The sequence below is a fragment of the Bradyrhizobium sp. 187 genome (genome assembly GCF_023101005.1).
Taxonomy (GTDB): domain Bacteria; phylum Pseudomonadota; class Alphaproteobacteria; order Rhizobiales; family Xanthobacteraceae; genus Bradyrhizobium; species Bradyrhizobium canariense_D.
Genome location: NZ_CP064693.1, coordinates 4,833,028 through 4,853,746, shown reverse-complemented (window position 1 = coordinate 4,853,746; position 20,719 = coordinate 4,833,028). Strand labels below are relative to the sequence as shown.

Sequence of the window (20,719 nt, the reverse complement as noted above, 5' to 3'; positions counted from 1 at the left end):
AGGCTGCTGAAAAGTGCCGGTTGCCGTAGCTATTTTCTCGCTGCGGCCTTTTCCAGTGCGGTGCGATCAACTTTCGGTCAGGGCACCTGCTCGCGTGCGCGGTGTAGCTGCTGACAACCGCGCTGCGGCTGCGGAGCAGAGGGTGCTTGCGCACCAGCCTCGCGCAACGCTTCCCCGCTATCTTCCGGGTATTGAACACCACGAAAACGACTTGGTTGGATGGCCTTAGAGATGCGGCCGGAGACGGTCGCCGGCAACGCCAATCCCGCCGAGAATTATAGTTAACAGACGCCCTTAAGTCCGTAGTTCTGCGGGCTTTTTTCTCGAAATGGGACACCCGAACGGGTTGCCTCACATCCGCCCGAACTTAATCCGCATTTAACTAAAAGTGGCCTTAATGACGCTCCGACCCTCTGCGAGATGCTGTTCCCGGATCGTGACCAGCGGCGCTTCGAAGGGGGACCGAGTGACACCGTTCTGGACGCAAGGCGAATGAGTACGAGTATCGCTGCGCAAGGCATCGCGGCACGAAAGTCCAAAGGATTCTCGAGCAATTCCTATCGGAAGCCTTCCCGGAAAATGACCACCCAAAACGTGCTTGGCGCCGCCGTGATCGGCTGCGTCGTGCTTGGCGCCGGCTGGACCATCTACAGCAACATCTTTGCCGCCAGCGTCTATCCGACCGTCGGCAGCAGCGGCTACGACGAGCCCGTGATCAAGCGGGCGCCCAGGGTCGCGCTGCGCGAGGCCGGTGAGGCCGTCAAGGACGCCTTTGCGCTCTTGCCCGACCGCTTGCAGGTGGCAGCGCCGATCTCGCGCGAGATGTTCAACGATCGCTTTGCCGCGGCTGCGACCCAAGGCGTGACATCGAATGCGGCCAGCGCCGCGCCCGCAACCAAGGTCGCCGAAGCCAAGGACGCGCCGAAGCCGAGCGTGATCGCGAGGGTCGCGGAAGTCCTGAAGCCAGGTCCCGCCAAGATCGCTGACGCTGCGAAGTCCAAGCGCGGCGCTGACGCGCCGCTGCAGCTTGCCTCGGCAGATCCGGCCGAGATCGTGCCGGCGCCTGAGGCGAAGCCAAAATCGATTGCCGATCGCGCCAAGGCTGCGGTGATGTCGATTACCGGACCGCGCCAGTCGATGGTGGAAAAGCTCTGGGGCAAGCGCGAGCCGTCCGGTGGGCTGCTCGCCTATGCCTCGGCCGACGCCAGCGTGACCGCCTCCATCGCGCCGAGGGAGCAGAACCCCATGCTCGGCGGTTCGGCGCCCTATGAGCGTGACACCGCGGTCTACGACATCTCCGCTAAAACGGTTTACTTGCCCGACGGCACCAAGCTCGAGGCGCATTCCGGCCTCGGTTCCAACCTCGACGACCCGCGCTCCTCGCGCGTCCGCATGCGCGGTGTGACGCCGCCGCATATCTACACGCTGAAACCGCGCGAGGCGCTGTTTCACGGCGTGCCTGCGCTGCGCCTGACCCCGATTGGCGGTGAGAGCGCGATCTACGGCCGCGACGGCCTGCTCGCGCATACCTTCATGCTCGGGCCCAACGGCGATTCCAACGGCTGCGTGTCGTTCAAGGATTATTACGCGTTCCTCGACGCCTACCGCAACAAGGGCATCCGCAAGCTCGCGGTGCTGGCGCGCGTGGACTAGGCTCAGTCAATTCGAGATCACGCAAAAGGGCCGCTTGCAGCGGCCCTTTTCTGTTTCGCTTCGCGCGTGCGTTTTAGCCCGGCCAGCACTGCCCGCCGCCGTCGATCCGCAGCACCTGACCGGAAACGAAGGCGCCCATGGGCCCTGCGAAGAATTCGACAACGCGCGCGACCTCGTCGACGGTTGCGATCCGGTCGAGCGTGCCGGTCTCGACCATTCTGTCGGGGTCGACTGCACGCGTTCCGAGGAAGCGGCCGGTGCGGGTATCTCCGGGCGCGATGCAGTTGACGGCGACGTCGTAGGGGCGGAGCTGGTCGGCCAGGCATCGCGTGTAATGGGTCACGCCGGCCTTCGAGACCGCATAGATCGAGCCTTGGGTACGTCCCTTGAAAGCGGCGACGGAGCCAAGCGTCACGATGCGGCCGCGTCGGCGCTCCATCATGCCGCGCGCGACCGCCTGGCATGTCAGGATGGTGGAGAGCAGATTGCGCTCCAGCACCGCGCGCACGTCGGCCTCCTTGATATTCACCGCATCGTTCGGATCGGGCTTGCCGCCGCCGGCCGCGATATCGCCCCCGGCATTGTGCACGAGAATGTCGATCGGGCCGAGTGCCGCTTCGGTCTCCGCGATGACGCGTGCGATGTCCTCGCCCTTGGTGAGATCGCCGAGCACGCGCTGGCTGCGAACGCCGAATTCGCGGCCGATCTCGACGGCGACCGCGGTGAGGGTGGTGCCCTCGCCATACTCGGCCGGCCCGTTCTCGCGCATGCCGTGGATAGCGACGTCAGCGCCGAGCGCGGCAAGCTTCTCTGCAAAAGCGCGGCCGAGCCCGCGTCCCGCGCCGGTCACCAGTGCAACTTTGCCTGCCAGAAGCTTGTTGGTGTCATGCGATGTCATGATCTTGTTCCTGTTGTGAATGTCAGTCTGCGGCGAGGTCGAGGCCGATCGCCAACGCCTGCACGAGGCACATCGGTGCGACAAGCGTACGCAGCGCGGGCTCAGGCATGTCCTGGATCTCGAACACGACGCTCGCGCCCTCGACGATCGGGCTCAAAAGGCTGTCGGTGATGGAAATCGTGGGCACGCCCCGCGCGACGAGTTCGGGAAACAAGCGCGCCGTATCCGGATAGTAATTTCGGAAGCTGATCGCGACCAGCGCGTCGTCTGATGTCGCCGCGTGCGACTGCTCGTGGATGCTGCCGCCAAGGCCGTCGAGCAGGACGACGCGCCGTCCGAGCTTGCGCAGCACGTACGCGAGGTGGATCGCAACCGGGAACGAGCCGCCCAGGCCGAGCAGATAGATGTCACGTGCCTTGGCAAGGATCGCGGTTGCGGCGTCGAGTTCGCGCGCATGGACGGATTGGCTGAGCGTGACCAGCGATGATTGCGCTTCGGACACGAAACGCGACAAGACCGCGGCCGGCTGGCGGCCGAGCACTGACTTCTCCTGGCTCTTCATGCGGGCGAGGCGCGCCTTGTAGCTTGGCGCGACGCCGGCGACGAGACGGGAGCGGAACACCTGCTGCATCTCGGTGAAGCCGCCGAACCCGAGCGCATGCGCGAAGCGAACGATCGCCGACGGCGGCACCCCTGAGCGCTGCGCCACCTCGGCCACGGTGCCGAGTGCGACATCGGTCGGGTGATCGAGCACGAACTCCGCGATCTGCTGCAGCCGGCCGGACAGTGCCCGGTGCCGCTGCGCAATCGCGCCGCGCAGTTCGTCATAAGTCATGGCGCCAGCCGCCTTGTTCATCGAGTCGGATCTCCGGATCGGTCGCCTGTTTAACGGCATTTCACCATTTGGATCAAATATTCTACTTTACATAATATATGGAATGAATATTCTAATCCCACAAGAAGCAAAAGACTTCGGAAACGGGAGGACACGATGAGAGGGCGTCAGATCTCACGGCGAAGCGTTCTGAAGGGCAGCTTGATGGCGAGCGTCATCGGCGGCGCCGGCAGCTTCTTTGGGCCGTGGAGGCAGAATCATGCCTGGGCGCAAGGCGCGAAACCGATCAAGCTGGGCCTGACGTGCGATGCCAGCGGTCAATACGGCAACAGCGGCCAGGATGATTTCCGCGGCATCAAGATGGCGATCGACGAGATCAACGCCAAAGGTGGCGTACTTGGGCGCCAGGTCACTTTCATCACGGCGGACACCGAGACGACGCCAGCTACGGGCAGCCGCGTCGCGGAACGTTTCATCACTCGCGAGGACTGCACCATCCTGATCGGCGCGCTGCATTCGGGCGTCGCCAACGCCATCACACAGGTCGCCAGCAAATATGGTGTGATCTACATGAACACCAATTCCTCCGCGCCCAGCGAAGCCGGGGAGAACTGCTCGCGCGTGAAATTCGTATGGGACGGCAACGGCACCAATTTTTCCAAGGCGTCGGTCAAGAACGCGGTGGACTCCATCGGCAAGAACTGGATGCTGCTGACCAACGACTATGTCTGGGGTCACACGACGTCTGCCGCGACCAGGACGCAGGTCGAGAGCGCCGGTGGCAAGATCCTCGACAATCTGCTGGTGCCGCAGAACACGCGCGACTTTACTGCCTATCTGCTGAAGATCCAGCAGGCCAAGCCCGATGTTGTGGCGACCGCCGTTGGCGGCGACGATATCAAGGCATTGCGCGAGCAGGTGGCGCAGCTCAAGCTCGACGGCAAGCCGGCCTGGATCAACAACCAGCAGGACTGGCCCGACGTATGGGGTGCGCCTGACAGCCTGTTCGGCGTGTTCGGCACCACTTGGTATCACAAGCTGCCGCTGCCCGGCGTCGCCGAATTCGTCAAGAAGTGGCAGGCCGCCAACAAGGACGGCCCGATCCCGGTGCCGGGCAACGTCTCCTACAACGGCTACATGTCCACGCGCGAACTGCTCCGTGCGATCGAGCGGGCAGGGTCGACCAACAACGTCAAGATCATCAAGGAGCTCGAGAACCTGAAGGTCTCGGCGACCGATCGCATGCAGCATTTCGACGCCTACATGGATCCGATGACGCACCAGATGCAGCAGACGATCTATCTGGCGCGGCGCAACGCCAAGCCGGTCGACAATGCCGATCTGTTCGAGATCATCAGCTGGACGGAGCCGAAATCGGCCGCCGATGATGCGGCACCCGGCAAGTGCAAGCTCACCCCCTACGAGCAGGTGCCGACCGTCGACTCCTAGAGACGGTGCGTCACATCGCAGAACGAGCGGCGCGCCTCCGGGACCGTCAGCCTCCCGGATGACACATGCCAGTTGCGAGAGCCAAGAACCTTGTTCGACCTTCTTCCGCATCTCCTCAACGGCCTGACGCTCGGCCTGTTGTTCGCGCTGATCGCACTCGGCTTCATGCTCATCGTCGGGCTGATGGAGCAGATCAACCTCGCGCACGGCTCCCTGTTCGCGCTCGGGGCTTATGTCGCCATGCAGCTCACGGGGCCGCGCCCTCCATTGCCGATGGAACTTGCGAAAGCGTGGCTCGCGCTGCCGCTCGGCTGGCGCTATGCGGCGACGTTGATCATTGCTCCCGTGATCGTGAGTCTGGTCGGCATGCTGATCGAGCTCTGCATGCGGCGCACTTACGGCAAGGATCCGCTCTACGGGCTGCTCCTGACCTTCGGCGCCGCGATGGTGATCGAAGAGATGATCCGCCTGGTGTGGGGCACGCGCGACTACGTGCTGCAGGTGCCGTCCGCCATCAACGGCGGCTTCCTGTTCGGCGACCTGATCTGGTCGACCTATCGCTTCTACGCAGCGGGCATCGCGGCCGGGGTCATCGGCCTGGTCTGGCTGTTGATCGAAAAGACCTCGTTCGGTGCGACGGTCAAGGCCGGCGCGCATGACAGCGAGATCGTTCGCGCGCTCGGCATCAACCTGTCGCGGTTGCGGATGCTGGTCTTCGTGTTCGGCACGATGCTGGCCGCGATCGCGGGCATCATCGTCGCGCCGATCTGGGGCATTCGCCCGCATATGGGCGTCGATGCGGTCATTCCTGCGTTCCTGGTGATCGTGCTCGGGGGCGTCGGCAGCTTTTGGGGTGCGGTCGTGGCGGGTCTTTTGGTCGGACTGTGTGTCGGCCTTGCCGGCGCCTACGCGTCCGAATGGTCGCTGTTGTCGATGTACATCTTGCTCGTGGCCGTCGTGACGTTCCGCGCGCGCGGCCTCTGGGGCAAAAAAAGCGTGCTCGAGGCCTAAAGGGAATGATTGTGGGACCAAAATCTTCACCGGACGCTGCGCGCCTCGTGACGCCGACGATGCTGGTGCTCTGGCTCGTGCTTGCAACGGTGCCGCTCTGGATCACGCGGATCGGGCTCTATCCCTATCTCGGGATCGAGATCCTGATCTGGTCGCTCTATGCGCTCGCATTCAACCTGGTGCTGGGCACCGCCGGACTTCCGTCGTTCGGTCATGGTGCCTATTTCGGCATCGGCGCCTACGCGTTCGGTCTCTGTCAGTTCGACATCGTCGCCAATCTCTGGATATGCCTGATTGCCGCGGCCGCGGCGGCAGGTCTCGCCGGCGTGCTGGTGGCGCTGTTCATCTCGCACAGGCGCGGCATCTATTATGCCTTCATGACGATTGCCTTCGGCCAGATCTTCTGGACGTTGGCGATAAAATCGCACCGGATCACCGGCGGCGAAGACGGCCTTCTCAAGATCAAACGGTTGCCGGCCGATTTCGGGCTTGTGTCGTTCGATCTCAACGACAATGTCGCGTTCTACTATTTCGTGCTCGCCGTCTTTGCGGTCGGCACCGCCGCATTGTGGAGGCTGGTGCACTCGCCCTATGGCCGCGTGGTCGCTGCGATCAGGCAGAGCGAAATTCGCGCGAGCCATCTCGGCTATAATGTGTGGCTCTACAAAGTCGCGATCTTTGCGCTGTCGGCCGCCGTCTCGGGGTTTGCCGGCGGATTGTTCGCCATGGCGCAGCTCGCCGCATTCCCCGACGTCATGAGCCTGCATCAATCCGGCTACGTCGTGATGATGACGCTCGTCGGCGGTGGCCTCGTCAGCTTCTGGGGTCCGGTGATTGGCGTATTTCTCTTCCTCACCGCCCGAGACGTGATCGGTGCGCTGACCAATGCCTGGATGCTCTATTTTGGTCTGCTCTTCATCGCCATCGTGCTGTTTCGCCCCGAAGGCATTGCCGGCGCGATATCCGCTGCCGTGCAGCAGCACTCACTCGGCGCCTTACGGCAGCGCGGTACCTCGGCGATGCGGCTGCTGTTCGGGAGCGGGCGATGAACATGATCGAAGCCGCGGCCGTTCATGTCCGCTTCGGCGACCGCGTCGTGCTGGAGAGCGTCGATCTCGCGGTCGCGGAGGGCGAGTTTCACGGTGTGATGGGCCCGAACGGTGCCGGCAAAACCACGTTCTTCAATGTCCTCACCGGCCGGGTGAAACCGAATCGTGGTCGAGTCCTGCTCGCCGGCGAGGATGTCACGGGCCTCAGCCCGCACCGCATCGCCGCCAAGGGCATCGCCCGCTCGTTTCAGATCATGACACTGTTCGACGAATTCTCCGCGCGTGACAACGTCATGATGGGCTTGCCCGAGTTTCGCGCCCGTGGCCACGATGTCGCGCGCGCAGCGGCGGGCGACAGCCGGCTTGCCGCGAAGGCCTCTGAATCGCTGGCGGCAGTCGGGCTTGCCGACAAAGGCGACATCCGCGCCAAGGACCTGTCCTATGGCGACCGGCGCGCGCTGGAGATCGCGGTCGCCCTGGCGCAGGCGCCCCGGGTGGTGTGCCTGGACGAGCCGACCTCCGGCCTCGGCTCCGACGGGGTGCACCGGCTCGCAGCCCTGATTGCTCGCCTGAAGGGGCGGCTGACCATCGTCGCGATCGAGCACGATATGGAGTTCCTGTTCTCGTTGGCTGACCGGATCTCGGTCATCCATTGGGGCCAGGTGGTGGCGCGCGGAACGCCACACGAACTGCAGCAGAACGAATGGGTGCGGCGCTCCAATCTCGGGAAGTTCGCATGATCCTCGAAGTGGACGCGGTCGATACCTTTTACGGCGAGACCCAGGCGCTGTTCGGCGCCTCGCTTGCCATCGAGCACGCCAAGGTGTTTGCGCTGCTCGGCCCTAACGGCGCCGGCAAGACGACCATGCTCCGCTCGATTCTGGGGCTGACGCGTCCGCGCCGCGGCTCCGTTTGTTTCGACGGTCACGACGTCACGCGCGATCCGACCCACGAGATTGCGCGCGCCGGCATCGGCTGGGTACCCGACGACCGCCGGCTGTGTCCGACATTGACGGTTGCGCGCAACCTGTCGATCGCGCAAAAGCGCACGCGCTTTCGCCACTGGAGCGTCAAGGAGGCCGCTGCGATCTTCTCACCGCTCGAATATCTCATGGAGCGCGACTGCGAAAACCTGTCGGGCGGCGAAATGCAGATGGTGGCGATCGCCCGCGCGCTGGTCGGCTCGCCGGGACTGGTGCTGTTCGACGAGCCGAGCCAGGGACTGGCGCCGAAAATCGTCGGCGACGTGCTTGCGACGATCCTGCGCATGAAGGATGAGGGTATTGCCTCGCTGGTCGTGGAGCAGAACGCCGAGATCGCGCTGTCGGTCGCAGACCATGCCGCGGTGATCGATCGCGGCCGGATCGTCTGGACCGGGGAGGCCGCGGCCTTGCGCGATGACCGCGGGCTTCGTCAGCGCTTGCTGGGAGTACAATAAGTGGCCGCACCGCTGCTCGTTCTCGACGACGTTCGAAAGGTCTATACACGGGGCCGCGTGATCCGCCGACCGACATTCACGCTACAGGCAAACCTGTCGCTGGACGAACCTGATATCGTCGGTGTCGTCGGCCCGAATGGCGCCGGCAAGACGACCTTGTTCGAGATGATGACGGGCTCGAACGCCCCGACCTCCGGGCGCGTGCTGGTCGCGGGCACCGATATCCATGGTGTCAAATATCGCGAGCGCGACCGGCTCGCGATCCACTATCACCAATCCTATCAGGTTAGGCGCTTCCGGAAGCGCATTCCGTCCGCCTTCCTGGCGCCGTCGCCAACCCGGACGCCGCTGGTTCACCTGTTCGACGAACCGCAGTTCAACCTGCAGGATGGCTATATCGGCTTCATGCTCGATTTCTTCCGCAAGCTGCGCGACGAGGGGCGGCTGGTCGTTCTCTGCATGCATCCGACGGCGGCCTGGCACCTCGACATCCTTGCCGAGATCGCCGGGCGATTCCTCTTTGTGGCCGGCGGTGGGGTGACACGCATGGCCGATTTCGGCGCTCTGGTCGCCGAGCCACGCTTCCGCTCCTATCTGGGGCCGGAGATGACAAAGGCGGCGGACGCGATTTGTCACCGAGCTATTCCCATCCCGACCTAACGCAGAAAAAAGCGACCACAGGAGAATCCGTTGGCCTATTCGAACACCCAGCTTTTCATTGGCGGCAAATGGCGACCGGCCCATTCGGGCAAGGTGATCGAGGTCCGCAATCCCGCGACTGAAGAGGTGATCGGCACGGTCGCCCATGCCGGACGGTCCGACCTCGACGAGGCACTCGCCGCAGCCAGCGCCGGGTCCAAGATCTGGCGAAACGTTGCTCCCTTCGAGCGCTGCCGCATCATGCGCAAGGCGGCCGCGATCATGCGCGAGCGCAATGACGAGATTGCGCCGCTGCTCACGATGGAACAGGGCAAGACTCTTGGCGAGGCCAAGATGGAGGCGATGGCTGCCGCCGACGTGATCGAGTGGTTTGCGGAGGAAGCCAAACGCGCCTATGGCCGCCTGATCCCTGCGCGTGGGCCGGGCATCTACCAGCTCGCGATCAAGGAGCCGGTCGGCCCGGTTGCGGCGTTCACGCCCTGGAACTTTCCGATCAATCAGGTCGTGCGCAAGCTCTCCGCCGCACTCGGCGCCGGCTGCTCGATCATCGTCAAGGCCCCGGAGGAGACGCCGGCCTCGCCCGCACAGCTGATCCGCGCGTTTGCGGACGCTGGCGTGCCCGATGGCGTCATCAACCTTGTATACGGTATTCCCTCGGAGATCTCGGAATATCTCATTCCGCATCCGGTGATCCGCAAGATCTCGTTCACGGGCTCGACCCATGTCGGCAAGCAGCTCAATGCGCTCGCGGGCCTGCACATGAAGCGTGCCACCATGGAGCTCGGCGGTCATGCGCCGGCGATCGTTTTCAAGGACGCCGACGTCGCATCGGCCGCGAAAATTCTGGCGGCGGCAAAATATCGCAATGCCGGGCAGGTTTGCATCTCGCCGACGCGGATGCTGGTCCAGGATGACGTGTTCCGTGAATTCGTCGACACATTTGTCGACAGCGCCAAGTCGTTCAAGGTCGGCAACGGCCTCGATCCCGACTCCAAAATGGGCTCGCTCGCCAATCCGCGCCGCGTCACCGCCATTGAGGGCATGGTGCAGGATGCCGTCGGCAAGGGTGCAAAGCTCGAGACCGGCGGTAAACGCGTCGGCAACAAGGGCCATTTCTTCGAGCCGACCGTAGTGAGCGACGTGCCGAAGGATGCGCGCGCCATGAACGAGGAGCCGTTCGGCCCGCTCGCGCTGATTTCGCGCTTCTCATCCTTCGACGAAGTTGTCGAGGAGGCCAACCGCTTGCCGTTCGGGCTGGCGTCCTACGCCTTCACAAGCTCGACCAAGACGGCGGCCGCGATCGGTTCGGCCGTCGAAGCCGGCATGATGTCGATCAACAGTTTTGGTCTGGCGCTGCCCGAAGTGCCGTTCGGCGGCATCAAGGATTCCGGCTACGGCTCGGAGGGCGGCACCGAGGCGATGGAGGGTTATTTCAACACCAAGTTCATCAGCCAGACGGGCGTGTGACCGGCCGGGGATGCGCAGCTAGCGTTTGACGAAAACCAGATTGCAGGCCCGCGCCTCGTTGCGCTTGCCGGTGCCGCGGGTGCGATCGAACTGCGCATCGACGGTAAAGGCGTAGGGCGAGCCGGGCGCGAGATTGTTCAGCGTGTACGCGCTCGCTCCCGTCGTGCCGCGCGCGCTCAAGGTGGTCTTGCCGTCCGCCGGGATCTGGCCGTCGATCTCGAGCCGGTTGATGTTGTTGCCCGGACCCTGCGCCTCGGCATGAAGCACGCCGTTCGTGACGGTGGCGACCAGAGGTCTGGTGAAGCCCTGCGCCTTGCCGGTGGCCAAGCAGTTCAACGTCACGTCCCAGCTGCCGTCAAAATCCTTGCTTCCGCCGCTCCGGCCGTTGCCTGACGGCGCGAGCGCCACCTTCTGCTTCAGCCCCTCGATCCGAGCTTTGGCGAGCGTGGCGAAGATGCAATTCGGGAATCTCGCGAGGTGATCCTCGAAAGCGCCCAGCGTGCCGATGCCGTCGGCAGCCTTCCAGTGTGCTTCTGCTGCTGCGCAAGGGTCAGCCCGGGGCGCGGCTTGTGGCGCCGCCGGCGCCACCGTGACCGACACCGGTCCGTTCAGGTAGAACTTGCCGATGATCGACAGCGACAGCTCCGGGAGTTGGGTCTTGCCGCTGGAATCGTAGACGTCGCTGCTGATGTCGCGAAAGACTTCGCCGATCTCCTGCGGCTCCTCGATGTGCTTCAGGAACGCCGTCGTATAGGGGCTGTTGCGGCCGCTGCCATCGGCCGCCGTCTGCCCGGACTGGGTTGAGAACGACACGATCGTGCCGCGCGGTGCTTCGACTTTCGACAGGCCCCGCCCGATCGAGGCGCCGCGCGTCATGCCGGCGGAGCGTTTCAAGGTTTCGGCCAGCGGATTGTCGCGGCAGGAATCGAGGATGAGGATCCGCAGGTTCTTGGCCTGCTGCAGGTCGTTCACGATGTCGTCCACCCGCAGGAAGCGCTTCAGGTCGGCTTCGTCGCTCAGCACGGCATCGACAGGCATCAGATAGTTCACGCCGTTGTACTGCATCGCATGGCCGCTGTAGTAGAACATGGCGACGTCGGCTTTGCTCGCGGCGCGCGCGAAGCGGATGGTGAGGTCCTGCATGTCAGCTTGGCGCAGGTCGATGCCCTGGAGCACCTCGAAGCCGCTGCGCTTGAGCGAGGCGGCGACGTCTTCGGCATCGTGCGACGGGTTGGGAAGCTGCGCCGTACTGGCATAGGCGCCATTGCCGATCACCAGGGCGACGCGGGTTTCCGCCGATGCCGGCGCAACGGAAAGCCAGCAGACCAGGAGGGCAAGGCAAAGTCCGGCCGGGCAAAATCTGGAAAGAGCACGCATGAATGCCTTCCAAGGAAATGTCGAAAAATATCCCTCCAGATTAGCGCATGCCGCGCCGACATCAATGCCCTGCCGGAGCACCGCTCAGATTTCCCGGCCGTGACATCCTGTCACGCCGGGCTCGCCGCCATCGTCATGCGGACGGCCATTTCGGTCGCAATCGCGTCCCGCACGGCCGGTCGCGCCTGCATGCGCGCGAGATAGGCCGACAACGATGGCCATTGCGCGACGTCGATTCCCGCGGGACGGAGCAACAGCAAAGCCCAGGTGAGATGGGCATCCGCGACGGTGAAGCTGTCGCCGACGAGGAATTCGCGGTCCGTCAGATGCGCGGCAGGCATCGATAATGTCTGCGCTATTCTTGCACGCGGCTTGGCGAGCGAGGCGTCGTCCTTGTACCAGAAGGTTGGAAACAGGAACGCCTTGTGGATCTCGGCCCCGACGAAACTGAGCCATTCCTGGAGCCGATACCGGTCGGGATTTCCGAAGGCGGGTGCAAGGCCCGCCTGCGGCTTTAGGTCGGCGATGTATTGCAGCACCGCGGCGCTTTCGGTCAGCCGTTCGCCATTCTCCAGCACCAGGACCGGCACCGCGCCCTTTGGGGAAACGCCGAGGAAATCGCTGCCGTCGTCCACGACCTGCTTGGTCTGGAGATGGACCGGATGATAGCGGGCCTCGATGCCCGCTTCCATCAGCGCGATGCGGCTCGCAAGCGAGCAGGCCATCGGTGAGAAATAGAGTTGCAGCATCGCCTACGCTCCTTCAGGTCAACGTCTCGGTTTGTGCGATGATCGCAAACCGGTCCGACAATTCGGCCAGGGCGACCTCGTGGATGATCCTTGCGGAGAGCGCTCCGCCGCGGCCGTCGGGAAGATCGCGTGTGGCGCAGGCATCGGCTGCGATCGTCGTGCGCAGGCCGAGGTCGAGCGCGGCGCGGGTGGTCGAGCTGATGCACATATGGGTCATGAAACCGGCCAGCACGATGTTCGTGCGTCCGGTTGCGGCCAGCCGGACTTGCAGGTCGGTGCCGGCAAAAGCGTTCGGCAGCGCTTTTTCGATCACGGCTTCGCTGGCGAGCGGCGCCACGTTCCTGACGATCGCGCCGCGCGCGGCCTCGCGGTCGAACAGGCTGCCGGCACGTCCCTTGTGCGCGATATGGAAGATCGCAGCGCCGCTCGCCCTCGCGCGGGCGAGCAGGCGCGCGGCGGCGGCGATTGCGGGCTCCGCGTCCGGCAAGGCGAGCGGCCCGGCGCAATATTCGTTCTGGATGTCGATTAGCACGAGGCAGGAATCGGCGAGCCTGGGCGGAGTGAGATCGGCGCCGGACAATTCAAGCAGGGTTTTTGGGGCGGTCATGCGGGTCGGGCCTTCCTAAGGCATATCGGATGGCGCCACAGTAGCGCGGCGGCGGCCTGCCAATGTGCAGGACTATTGCAGCATATGGCTGCAAATTTGCAGGAGCCCGTCGTGCCTGCTAGGCTCATCGCCATGAACTGGGACGATCTGCGCATCATCGCCGCGGTCAGGGACGAGGGCACCTATGCCGGCGCCAGCGCGCGGCTGCGCATCGACGAGACCACCGTCGGCCGCAGGCTCGCGCGCATCCAGCGCGATCTCGGCGTGCCGCTGTTCGATGCGGTGGACGGCCAGCGCCGGCCGACGCGGAGTTGCGAGGCGGTGCTGGCGCATGTCGAGGCGATGGCCGCACATGCCGCCGAGATCGGTCGCGTCGGCGAGAGTCTTGCAGGCCCGGTGGGACGCCTGCGTATCGCCTCCACCAACACGGTTGCCGAGGAGGTTCTGTCGCCGCGCGCGAGCGACTTCCTGCGCGCCAATTCCGGCCTGACGCTGCAATTCCTCACCTCGAGCGAGAACGTCAAGTTCTCGCGCTGGGAAGCCGATCTCGCTATCCGGCTGCGCAAGCCCGACAAGGGCGACTTCGCGATCTCCAGGCTCGGTGACGTCAAGCTCTATTATTTTGAGCCTGTCACGACCGAAGGCGAGCCGGTGCTGTGCGCCTATCCGGACGAACTCGGTGCCATTCCCGAGATGCAATTCCTGCGTATGAAGCAAGCCCACGCGCGCTGCGTTACCGACAACGTTCGCGTCATCCGTAACCTGATCCGCGCGCATCAGGCCGCCGGCGTGTTGCCGGAGCATGTCTGCGCGGACTTACTCGGCGATCGCCGCCTGCGCGCCACGCTGCTGCCTGGGCGCCGCGACGTCTGGCTGCTGGTGCAGAACCATCTCAAGCGCGATCCGGCGACGCGGCTCACCATCGAATGGATCCGCCGCTGCTTCAGCGATCTCGCGCGCGGTTGATTGCGACCCGTGAACGCGATCCGCGCGCGGCGCGACCAAGTTATGGGATTGCGTACGCGCGAGGGTTGCGTAATCTCGCGACGACTACGGGCTTGATCAGGGCAGGCGCATGACCACTCTTCAGGAAACCATCCACCCGCAGGCCAAAGTGCGGGAATGGAAGGCGATCGTCATCCTGATCCTCCTGATTCCGGTGCTGTGGTCGCCGCCGTTCCTGTTTCGCATCTTCCTGTTTCAGCCGTTCAACATCCCTTCCGGCTCGATGACGCCGACGCTGGTCGTCGGCGACTACGTCTTTGCTGCAAAATATGCCTATGGCTATGGCCGTTATTCGTTTCCCTTCGCGCCGTCGTGGATCTCCGGGCGTTTCCGGGCCACCGATCCCGAGTATGGTGACGTCGTCGTGTTCCGGACGCCAAAGGACACCGCGGTCGACTATGTCAAGCGCGTGGTCGGGCTGCCCAGTGATCGCATCCAGATGCGGCAGGGCCAACTCATCCTCAATGACCGCCCGGTGACGCGCGTCGCTCTGAAGCAGGCATTCGCCGGCTCCACCTGCGGCGTGGATGACGGTGCGAAGGCCAAGCGCTGGCGCGAGACGCTGCCGAACGGCGCGTCCTACGTGACGCAGGACTGTGTCGACAACGGCTACTACGACAACACCGACGTCTACACCGTGCCGCCGGGCCATTTCTTCGTGCTCGGCGACAATCGCGACAACTCGAGTGACAGCCGCGTGATGTCGTCGATCGGATTCGTGCCGATGGACAATCTGGTCGGCAAGGTGACGCGGATATTCTGGTCGCTCGACCAGCACGGCGAACCGCACATGGAGCGGCTGGGGAAGGTGTGGTGAAGCCCCACTGTCATTCCGGGCTCCGCGCTGCTCCGGGATGGGACCACCGAAGAAAAACAAAACCCCGGCATCGCTGCCGGGGTTTCGCATTTTGTCGTTTGCCGGAATGGCTGGATCAGAAATCCATGCCGCCCATGCCGCCGCCCGGGGGCATCGCCGGACCGGAGCCGCCCTTCTTGGGCAACTCGGCGACCATGGCTTCCGTGGTGATCAAGAGCGCCGCAACCGAGGCTGCGTTCTGGATCGCGGTACGGACCACCTTGGTCGGGTCGATGATGCCCTTCTTGACGAGGTCGACATATTCGCCGGTCTGGGAGTCGAAGCCGTAGGCGTACGACTTGTTCTCAAGGACCTTGCCGACGATCACGGAGCCATCTTCACCGGCGTTGATCGCGATCTGGCGAGCGGGCGCGGAGAGCGCCTTGCGCACGATCTCGACGCCGGTCTTCTGGTCGTCGTTCTTGGTGCGCAGGCCCTTGAGCTGCTCGGAGGCACGGAGCAGGGCGACGCCGCCGCCCGGGACGATGCCTTCCTCGACCGCCGCGCGGGTCGCATGCATCGCGTCATCAACGCGATCCTTGCGCTCCTTCACCTCGACCTCGGTCGCGCCGCCGACGCGGATCACCGCGACGCCGCCTGCGAGCTTGGCAAGACGCTCCTGGAGCTTCTCACGGTCGTAGTCCGAGGTGGTTTCCTCGATCTGCGCCTTGATCTGCGACACGCGCGCTTCGATGTCGGCCTTCTTGCCGGCGCCGTTGACGATCGTGGTGTTCTCCTTGTCGATCATCACCTTCTTGGCGCGACCGAGCATGTTGAGCGTGACGTTCTCGAGCTTGATGCCGAGATCTTCCGAGATCGCCTGGCCACCGGTCAGGATCGCGATGTCCTGCAGCATGGCCTTGCGGCGATCGCCGAAGCCCGGAGCCTTGACGGCCGCGACCTTCAGGCCGCCACGGAGACGGTTCACGACTAGGGTGGCAAGCGCTTCGCCTTCGACGTCCTCGGCGACGATGACCAGCGGCTTGCCGGTCTGCACCACGGCCTCGAGCAGCGGCAGCAGCTCGTTCAGCGAGGAGAGCTTCTTCTCGTTGATGAGGATGTAGGCGTCGTCCATCTCAACGCGCATCTTGTCGGCGTTGGTGACGAAGTAGGGCGAGATGTAGCCGCGGTCGAACTGCATGCCCTCGACGACGTCGAGCTCGGTCTCGAGCGACTTGGCTTCCTCGACGGTGATGACACCCTCGTTGCCGACCTTCTTCATGGCGTCGGCGAGGAACTTGCCGATCTCCGCGTCGCCGTTGGCCGAGATGGTGCCGACCTGGGCGATCTCGTCGTTCGAGGTCACCTTCTTGGAGTTCTTGACGAGGTCCGCAACGACGGCTTCGACCGCGAGATCGATACCGCGCTTCAGATCCATCGGGTTCATGCCGGCGGCAACCGACTTGGCGCCTTCGCGCACGATCGCCTGGGCCAGCACGGTCGCGGTGGTGGTGCCGTCGCCGGCCGCGTCAGCGGACTTGGAGGCGACTTCGCGCACCATCTGCGCGCCCATGTTCTCGAACTTGTCCTCGAGCTCGATCTCCTTGGCGACGGTGACGCCGTCCTTGGTGATGCGGGGAGCGCCGAACGACTTGTCGAGCACGACGTTGCGGCCCTTCGGACCGAGCGTGACCTTCACCGCGTTGGCGAGAATGTCGACGCCGCGAAGCATCTTGTCGCGCGCATCGACCGAGAATTTGACTTCTTTAGCTGCCATCTGGATTTTTTCCTTAGGTGTTTAACTGGATAAGAGAGGGGCTCTTAGGCCGCCTTCTTCTTGGAAGCGGGGACGTCGAGGACGCCCATGATGTCGCTTTCCTTCATGATCAGCAGGTCGACGTTGTCGATCTTGACCTCGGTGCCGGACCACTTACCGAACAGCACGCGGTCGCCGACCTTCAGGTCGATCGGGATCAGCTTGCCAGCTTCGTCGCGGCCACCCGGGCCGACGGCGACGATCTCGCCCTGCGAGGGCTTTTCCTTCGCCGTGTCGGGAATGATGATGCCGCCAGCGGTCTTCTCTTCTGCGTCGATGCGCTTGACCACGACGCGGTCGTGAAGCGGACGGAAATTCATGCAGTTCTCCTAAGCTTTTGCACGATTTGGGAATTTTGGGTTGTTAGCAGTCTACGCCGGCGAGTGCCAGCGCAGGCACAACTGAGATAAGGCAGGATTTTGGCGGGAGCAAGGGCTTGTAGCAGAAAAATAGCACTCGGAGGCGCCGCCTGCCAAAATCTCTTTCCATCGTTAATCGCGCTCGGCGCAGTATTAGCACGGAGCTAGATCTGCTGCTAACGCATTGAATTTCAACAGCTTGTTAAACTTTTGGGCTTGAGATGGATTGTCAGTTTGCGTCACATTTCTCTTATGTGAGCGCATCAGCAGCGGGTGGCTCTTAAGGCGCACCGGAAAGCCACTCCTTGAATGCGCTCCTGCAAAGGAGGTTGGCATGGGCTTGCGGAGTGGAGCCGTTTCGGACGATTTCCGGAAACAGCTGCTGGGTTACGGAATGACGACGGCGCAGATTCTCTACCGGATGCCGGATCATCCCTCGCTGCTCCAGACTTACGTCTGGCAGGACTACGACATGTTTCCGAAATTTCCGGCGCTGAAGGATTTTCTGGCGTTCTGGCAGGAAAAGCTCGACGGACCGCTTCACTCGGTGACAGTGGCGCATTCCAAGCTGATCAAGCCGGCCGAGTTGCGCGCGGTGGACGGAGTATTCCGGCTGCATTGAAGGGCGGAGCTGTAGGGTGGGTTAGCGTCAGTGTAACCCCCCATGCTTCAACGCTTGCGCAAAGAAGTGGTGGGTACGTTAGCGCTAACCCGCCCTGCGATTTCGCATTCTGTGCTAGCCTCTCCCCATAACAACAGGGGAGGCCGCCCATGGCCAAGAAAGCAAAATCGCGCAGCGCATCGCAAGCCGCGGTGAAGAGGCGTAGCGGGGCCAAACCCGCAGCACGATCCACGGCGCGCACGGCGGTGAAGGCAAAAGCCCCCACGACAACGGCAAAGTCATCCGCCAAGAAACCGGCGCGGCCCAAGCAGCGCATTGCGATCAGCCATCACCGCGAGGAAGACTTCAAAGCCGACGGTCTGCGTACCTACGCGAAATATCGCGACCTCGGCATCGCCGCCGCCAGCCACGGCCTCGCGCAGGCGCACGTGATCCGGCTGCAAGGCCCCTGCAATCCGGACGAAGTGTCGAAGCTGCACTTTCACGACGTCGAATTCCAGATGGTCTACGTGCTCAAGGGCTGGGTGAAGACCTATATGGACGGAGTGGGCGAGACGCTGATGAAAGAAGGTAGCGCCTGGACCCAGCCGCCGAAGATCAAGCACATGATCCTGGACTATTCGGACGACGTCGAGCTGCTGGAGGTGATCCTGCCGGCGGAGTTCAGGACCGTGGAGTTTAAGGCGTAGGCGAGGCGGAGATCAGCCGCCGTCGTTGCAATAGCGTTTCCACATCGCGCGATAGGCATCGTCCACCGCTTGCACGTATGAGATTGGGTTGCCGGCGGCGGCAGCCCTGATCTGTCCGGGCAGTTCGCCGCGCAACTTATCGAGCTCGCCGATCTGCAACCCACGGCTCGCTGCGATTTCGACATAGGCCTCATCGCTGTCCGCGACCCACTCCGGCAGGCCCAGCGCGGTGAGGATGGAGCCGGCAGCACGGCTCGGCAGGCTGTGACCGAGCTTCGCCACCACCGGCACGCCCATCTGCAAGGCTTCCCACGTGCTGACGCCGCCATTCTGCGGGAATGGGTCGAGGCCAATATCGACGCGATTGAACGTTGCCAGATGTTCGTCTCGCGACGTGGCTCCGAGCAGATCGACGCGTTCGGCCGGCAACCGGCAAGCGGCAAACCGCGCCAGCAGATTGTCGCGGACCAGCTGAGCGTCCAGTGCAGTATCCTTGATCAGCAGTCGCGAACCCGGCACCCGCTCGAGAATCCTAGACCAGACTTCCACCGCCTCGTTCGAAATCTTGCTGATGCGGTTGAAGACACCGAATGTGATGAAGCCGTTCGCGAGCGCCGGCGTCGGCGCCCGCGCAATCCCGGGTGGCAGCGGCGCCAGCGTCACAAAGCACGGCAGGTCAACGATGGTCTCCGCAAACAGATGCCGAACCGCGGCAGGAATCGCGACCGGGTCCGAGAATAGATAATCGATGGTTGGCAACCCGGTCCCGGTACCATGGCCCCAGCCATGCGCCTGAACAGGTGCCGGTTTGCGCGCAAACACACCGAGGCGGTTTCCGCTGGTGTGGCCGGACAGATCGATCAGGATATCGACGCCGTCGGCGCGGATCTGAGCGGCGAGGCGATCGTCGGACCATTGCGAGGCGTCGCGCCAGCGATCGGCGATCCCCTGAAACTCGCTGGTCGTCGCATCCGTTTTCGGTGAACAAGCGTAGCACACGATCTCGAACTGTGCCCGATCATGGTGCTGCAGGACCGGCTCGAAAATGAACGCCGCTGAATGTGTGTGAAAATCCGACGAGACATAACCCAGCACCAGACGGCGATCCGGATCGCGGCTGTTCTCATGCGATCCCGCCGCTGCTGAGGCGATCTTCGCACCGATCTGCTCCCACCATACATGTCGCGCTTGCTGATGCTGCGCAACGCTGGCGTCGGCCATGAAATCGAGGGTGAATATCTTGCTGGAGATCGTGCTCTGATCAGGCTCGATGTCGAGAGCTCTGTCGAAACTGGCGAGGGCTTCGTCGACCCGGCCAAGTGCCGCGAGACATTGGCCGAGCAGGCTGTGGGCCTGAGAGAAGCCGGGATCGGCCGCGAGAGCCTTCTCGCAATCGGACAATGCTTCGGCAACTTGCCGGGTCAGGAGCAAGATACTGGCCCGCCAGAGCCATCCATTCGCGTCGTCGGGTGCGAGGGCGATTGCGCGATTGCAATCCGCCATGGCTTCGTCAAATCGCTGAAGCTCCCGCAATGCAACGGCGCGGGTCGACAGCGCCGAGGCGTAGTCAGGCTTGATCGATAGCGCGCGGTTTAAGCTTGCGATCGCTTCGTCATAGGCGCGCACACGGCAGAGCGCCCAACCCCGGCCGTTATGGGCTTCGGAAAGTCTTCCGTCGATTGCGAGCGCCTTGTCGTAGCTCTCGAGCGCTTCCTGGTAAAGTTCAAGGGCCGCGCTTGCGTTGCCGAGATTGGACAGGGCCAAGGCGTAGTTGGGGCGAAGGGCGAGGGCCTTCCGATAGCTCTCGCGGGCCTCATTGTGACGTTTCAGCCCGTTGAGCGCGACGCCCAGGCTCATATGGGCTTCGGCAGATCGCGGATCCAAGGCCACCGCTCGGCTCAGCAAAACTTGCGCCTGCCGATAGTTTTTGGCTTCAGACTCCAAAGCGCCCAGCAAATGCAGCGCGATGAATTGGTCGGGCGCAAGCTCCAGGAGTTCGCGATAGGCCGTCTTGGCCTCGGGGAGAAGTCCCGCCTTGTGCAGCTGGAGGGCGCGCGCGAGCAACGGCCCTAGCTCGGCTTTTTGCCGTTTCTGAAGCCGGGCATTTTGAAATGCCCGCTGGCCTGCGCTGTTGCTCATGAATCAATTCCAGCCGAATCTCCTGAAGAGATTAACATGGAAGGATTGTCGCGATTGCGCTGCGCCCCATCGGAGCTGCGAGGGCGCCAGCCTCACACAA

The 20,719-nt window shown here is 63.5% G+C and carries 20 protein-coding genes; 12 read left to right on the top strand and 8 right to left on the bottom strand.

From position 1 onward, the window contains the following. Positions 1-579: 579 nt before the first annotated feature. A complete protein-coding gene (locus IVB19_RS23465) occupies positions 580-1,653 on the top strand; it encodes a DUF2778 domain-containing protein (protein ID WP_018455608.1) in 1,074 nt (357 codons plus the stop codon). 73 nt (positions 1,654-1,726) lie between these two features. On the opposite strand, the gene IVB19_RS23460 is transcribed toward IVB19_RS23465, so the two are convergent. Together IVB19_RS23460 and IVB19_RS23455 are read right to left on the bottom strand one after the other, a co-directional pair. Next, positions 1,727-2,551, bottom strand: coding sequence for an SDR family NAD(P)-dependent oxidoreductase (locus IVB19_RS23460; protein ID WP_018455609.1), 825 nt, complete (start codon positions 2,549-2,551; stop codon positions 1,727-1,729). 22 nt (positions 2,552-2,573) lie between these two features. Next, the gene (locus tag IVB19_RS23455) at positions 2,574-3,407 is read right to left on the bottom strand and encodes a MurR/RpiR family transcriptional regulator (protein ID WP_018455610.1); all 834 of its coding nucleotides are present in this window, start codon (positions 3,405-3,407) and stop codon (positions 2,574-2,576) included. A gap of 135 nt (positions 3,408-3,542) precedes the next feature. Between IVB19_RS23455 and IVB19_RS23450 the strand changes: the two genes are divergently transcribed. The 7 genes from IVB19_RS23450 to IVB19_RS23420 all read left to right on the top strand — a co-directional run bounded on the left by IVB19_RS23450 (position 3,543) and on the right by IVB19_RS23420 (position 10,460). Continuing rightward, complete coding sequence (locus IVB19_RS23450; protein WP_247361922.1) at positions 3,543-4,835, top strand: ABC transporter substrate-binding protein; 1,293 nt, start codon at positions 3,543-3,545, stop codon at positions 4,833-4,835. A gap of 90 nt (positions 4,836-4,925) precedes the next feature. Further along, on the top strand, positions 4,926-5,846 hold the full coding sequence (locus IVB19_RS23445) for a branched-chain amino acid ABC transporter permease (protein WP_085351081.1): 921 nt from the start codon (positions 4,926-4,928) through the stop codon (positions 5,844-5,846). 5 nt (positions 5,847-5,851) lie between these two features. Continuing rightward, entirely contained in the window at positions 5,852-6,895 is a 1,044-nt protein-coding gene (locus IVB19_RS23440; RefSeq protein WP_247361928.1) for a branched-chain amino acid ABC transporter permease, read from the top strand. Next, the gene (locus IVB19_RS23435; RefSeq protein ID WP_247297322.1) at positions 6,892-7,635 is read left to right on the top strand and encodes an ABC transporter ATP-binding protein; all 744 of its coding nucleotides are present in this window, start codon (positions 6,892-6,894) and stop codon (positions 7,633-7,635) included. The genes IVB19_RS23440 and IVB19_RS23435 overlap by 4 nt, the downstream gene beginning before the upstream one ends. Further along, positions 7,632-8,333, top strand: a complete 702-nt coding sequence (locus tag IVB19_RS23430) for an ABC transporter ATP-binding protein (protein WP_247297324.1) — start codon at positions 7,632-7,634, stop codon at positions 8,331-8,333. Before IVB19_RS23435 ends, IVB19_RS23430 begins: the two co-directional genes overlap by 4 nt. Continuing rightward, complete coding sequence (locus tag IVB19_RS23425; RefSeq protein ID WP_204511621.1) at positions 8,334-8,993, top strand: ATP-binding cassette domain-containing protein; 660 nt, start codon at positions 8,334-8,336, stop codon at positions 8,991-8,993. 30 nt (positions 8,994-9,023) lie between these two features. Beyond that, complete coding sequence (locus IVB19_RS23420) at positions 9,024-10,460, top strand: NAD-dependent succinate-semialdehyde dehydrogenase (RefSeq protein WP_247297326.1); 1,437 nt, start codon at positions 9,024-9,026, stop codon at positions 10,458-10,460. An 18-nt stretch (positions 10,461-10,478) separates the two neighbouring features. On the opposite strand, the gene IVB19_RS23415 is transcribed toward IVB19_RS23420, so the two are convergent. The 3 genes from IVB19_RS23415 to IVB19_RS23405 all read right to left on the bottom strand — a co-directional run bounded on the left by IVB19_RS23415 (position 10,479) and on the right by IVB19_RS23405 (position 13,193). Continuing rightward, positions 10,479-11,837: a caspase family protein gene (locus IVB19_RS23415; RefSeq protein ID WP_085361707.1), complete on the bottom strand. Its 1,359-nt coding sequence runs from the start codon at positions 11,835-11,837 to the stop codon at positions 10,479-10,481. Positions 11,838-11,947: 110 nt separating this feature from the next. Next, entirely contained in the window at positions 11,948-12,586 is a 639-nt protein-coding gene (locus IVB19_RS23410; protein WP_247297330.1) for a glutathione binding-like protein, read from the bottom strand. A 13-nt stretch (positions 12,587-12,599) separates the two neighbouring features. Next, the gene (locus IVB19_RS23405) at positions 12,600-13,193 is read right to left on the bottom strand and encodes a cysteine hydrolase family protein (protein ID WP_018455620.1); all 594 of its coding nucleotides are present in this window, start codon (positions 13,191-13,193) and stop codon (positions 12,600-12,602) included. 132 nt (positions 13,194-13,325) lie between these two features. Between IVB19_RS23405 and IVB19_RS23400 the strand changes: the two genes are divergently transcribed. Together IVB19_RS23400 and lepB are read left to right on the top strand one after the other, a co-directional pair. After that, positions 13,326-14,159, top strand: coding sequence for a LysR family transcriptional regulator (locus IVB19_RS23400; protein WP_018455621.1), 834 nt, complete (start codon positions 13,326-13,328; stop codon positions 14,157-14,159). Positions 14,160-14,268: 109 nt separating this feature from the next. Next, positions 14,269-15,015, top strand: a complete 747-nt coding sequence (gene lepB / locus IVB19_RS23395) for a signal peptidase I (protein ID WP_085385036.1) — start codon at positions 14,269-14,271, stop codon at positions 15,013-15,015. Between the two features lie 115 nt (positions 15,016-15,130). Here lepB and groL read toward each other — a convergent pair whose 3' ends face one another. Next, the gene (gene groL / locus IVB19_RS23390; RefSeq protein ID WP_085351091.1) at positions 15,131-16,771 is read right to left on the bottom strand and encodes a chaperonin GroEL; all 1,641 of its coding nucleotides are present in this window, start codon (positions 16,769-16,771) and stop codon (positions 15,131-15,133) included. A 44-nt stretch (positions 16,772-16,815) separates the two neighbouring features. After that, on the bottom strand, positions 16,816-17,130 hold the full coding sequence (locus tag IVB19_RS23385) for a co-chaperone GroES (protein WP_007611913.1): 315 nt from the start codon (positions 17,128-17,130) through the stop codon (positions 16,816-16,818). A gap of 373 nt (positions 17,131-17,503) precedes the next feature. On the opposite strand from IVB19_RS23385, the gene IVB19_RS23380 reads away from it, so the two are divergent. Together IVB19_RS23380 and IVB19_RS23375 are read left to right on the top strand one after the other, a co-directional pair. Continuing rightward, entirely contained in the window at positions 17,504-17,791 is a 288-nt protein-coding gene (locus IVB19_RS23380) for an usg protein (protein WP_007611911.1), read from the top strand. Positions 17,792-17,940: 149 nt separating this feature from the next. Further along, positions 17,941-18,480 carry a cupin domain-containing protein gene (locus IVB19_RS23375; RefSeq protein ID WP_247299792.1) on the top strand — a complete coding sequence of 180 codons (540 nt, stop codon included), beginning with the start codon at positions 17,941-17,943 and terminating at the stop codon, positions 18,478-18,480. Positions 18,481-18,492: 12 nt separating this feature from the next. Here IVB19_RS23375 and IVB19_RS23370 read toward each other — a convergent pair whose 3' ends face one another. Beyond that, complete coding sequence (locus IVB19_RS23370; RefSeq protein WP_247299790.1) at positions 18,493-20,619, bottom strand: O-linked N-acetylglucosamine transferase, SPINDLY family protein; 2,127 nt, start codon at positions 20,617-20,619, stop codon at positions 18,493-18,495. Between the last annotated feature and the right edge of the window lie 100 nt (positions 20,620-20,719).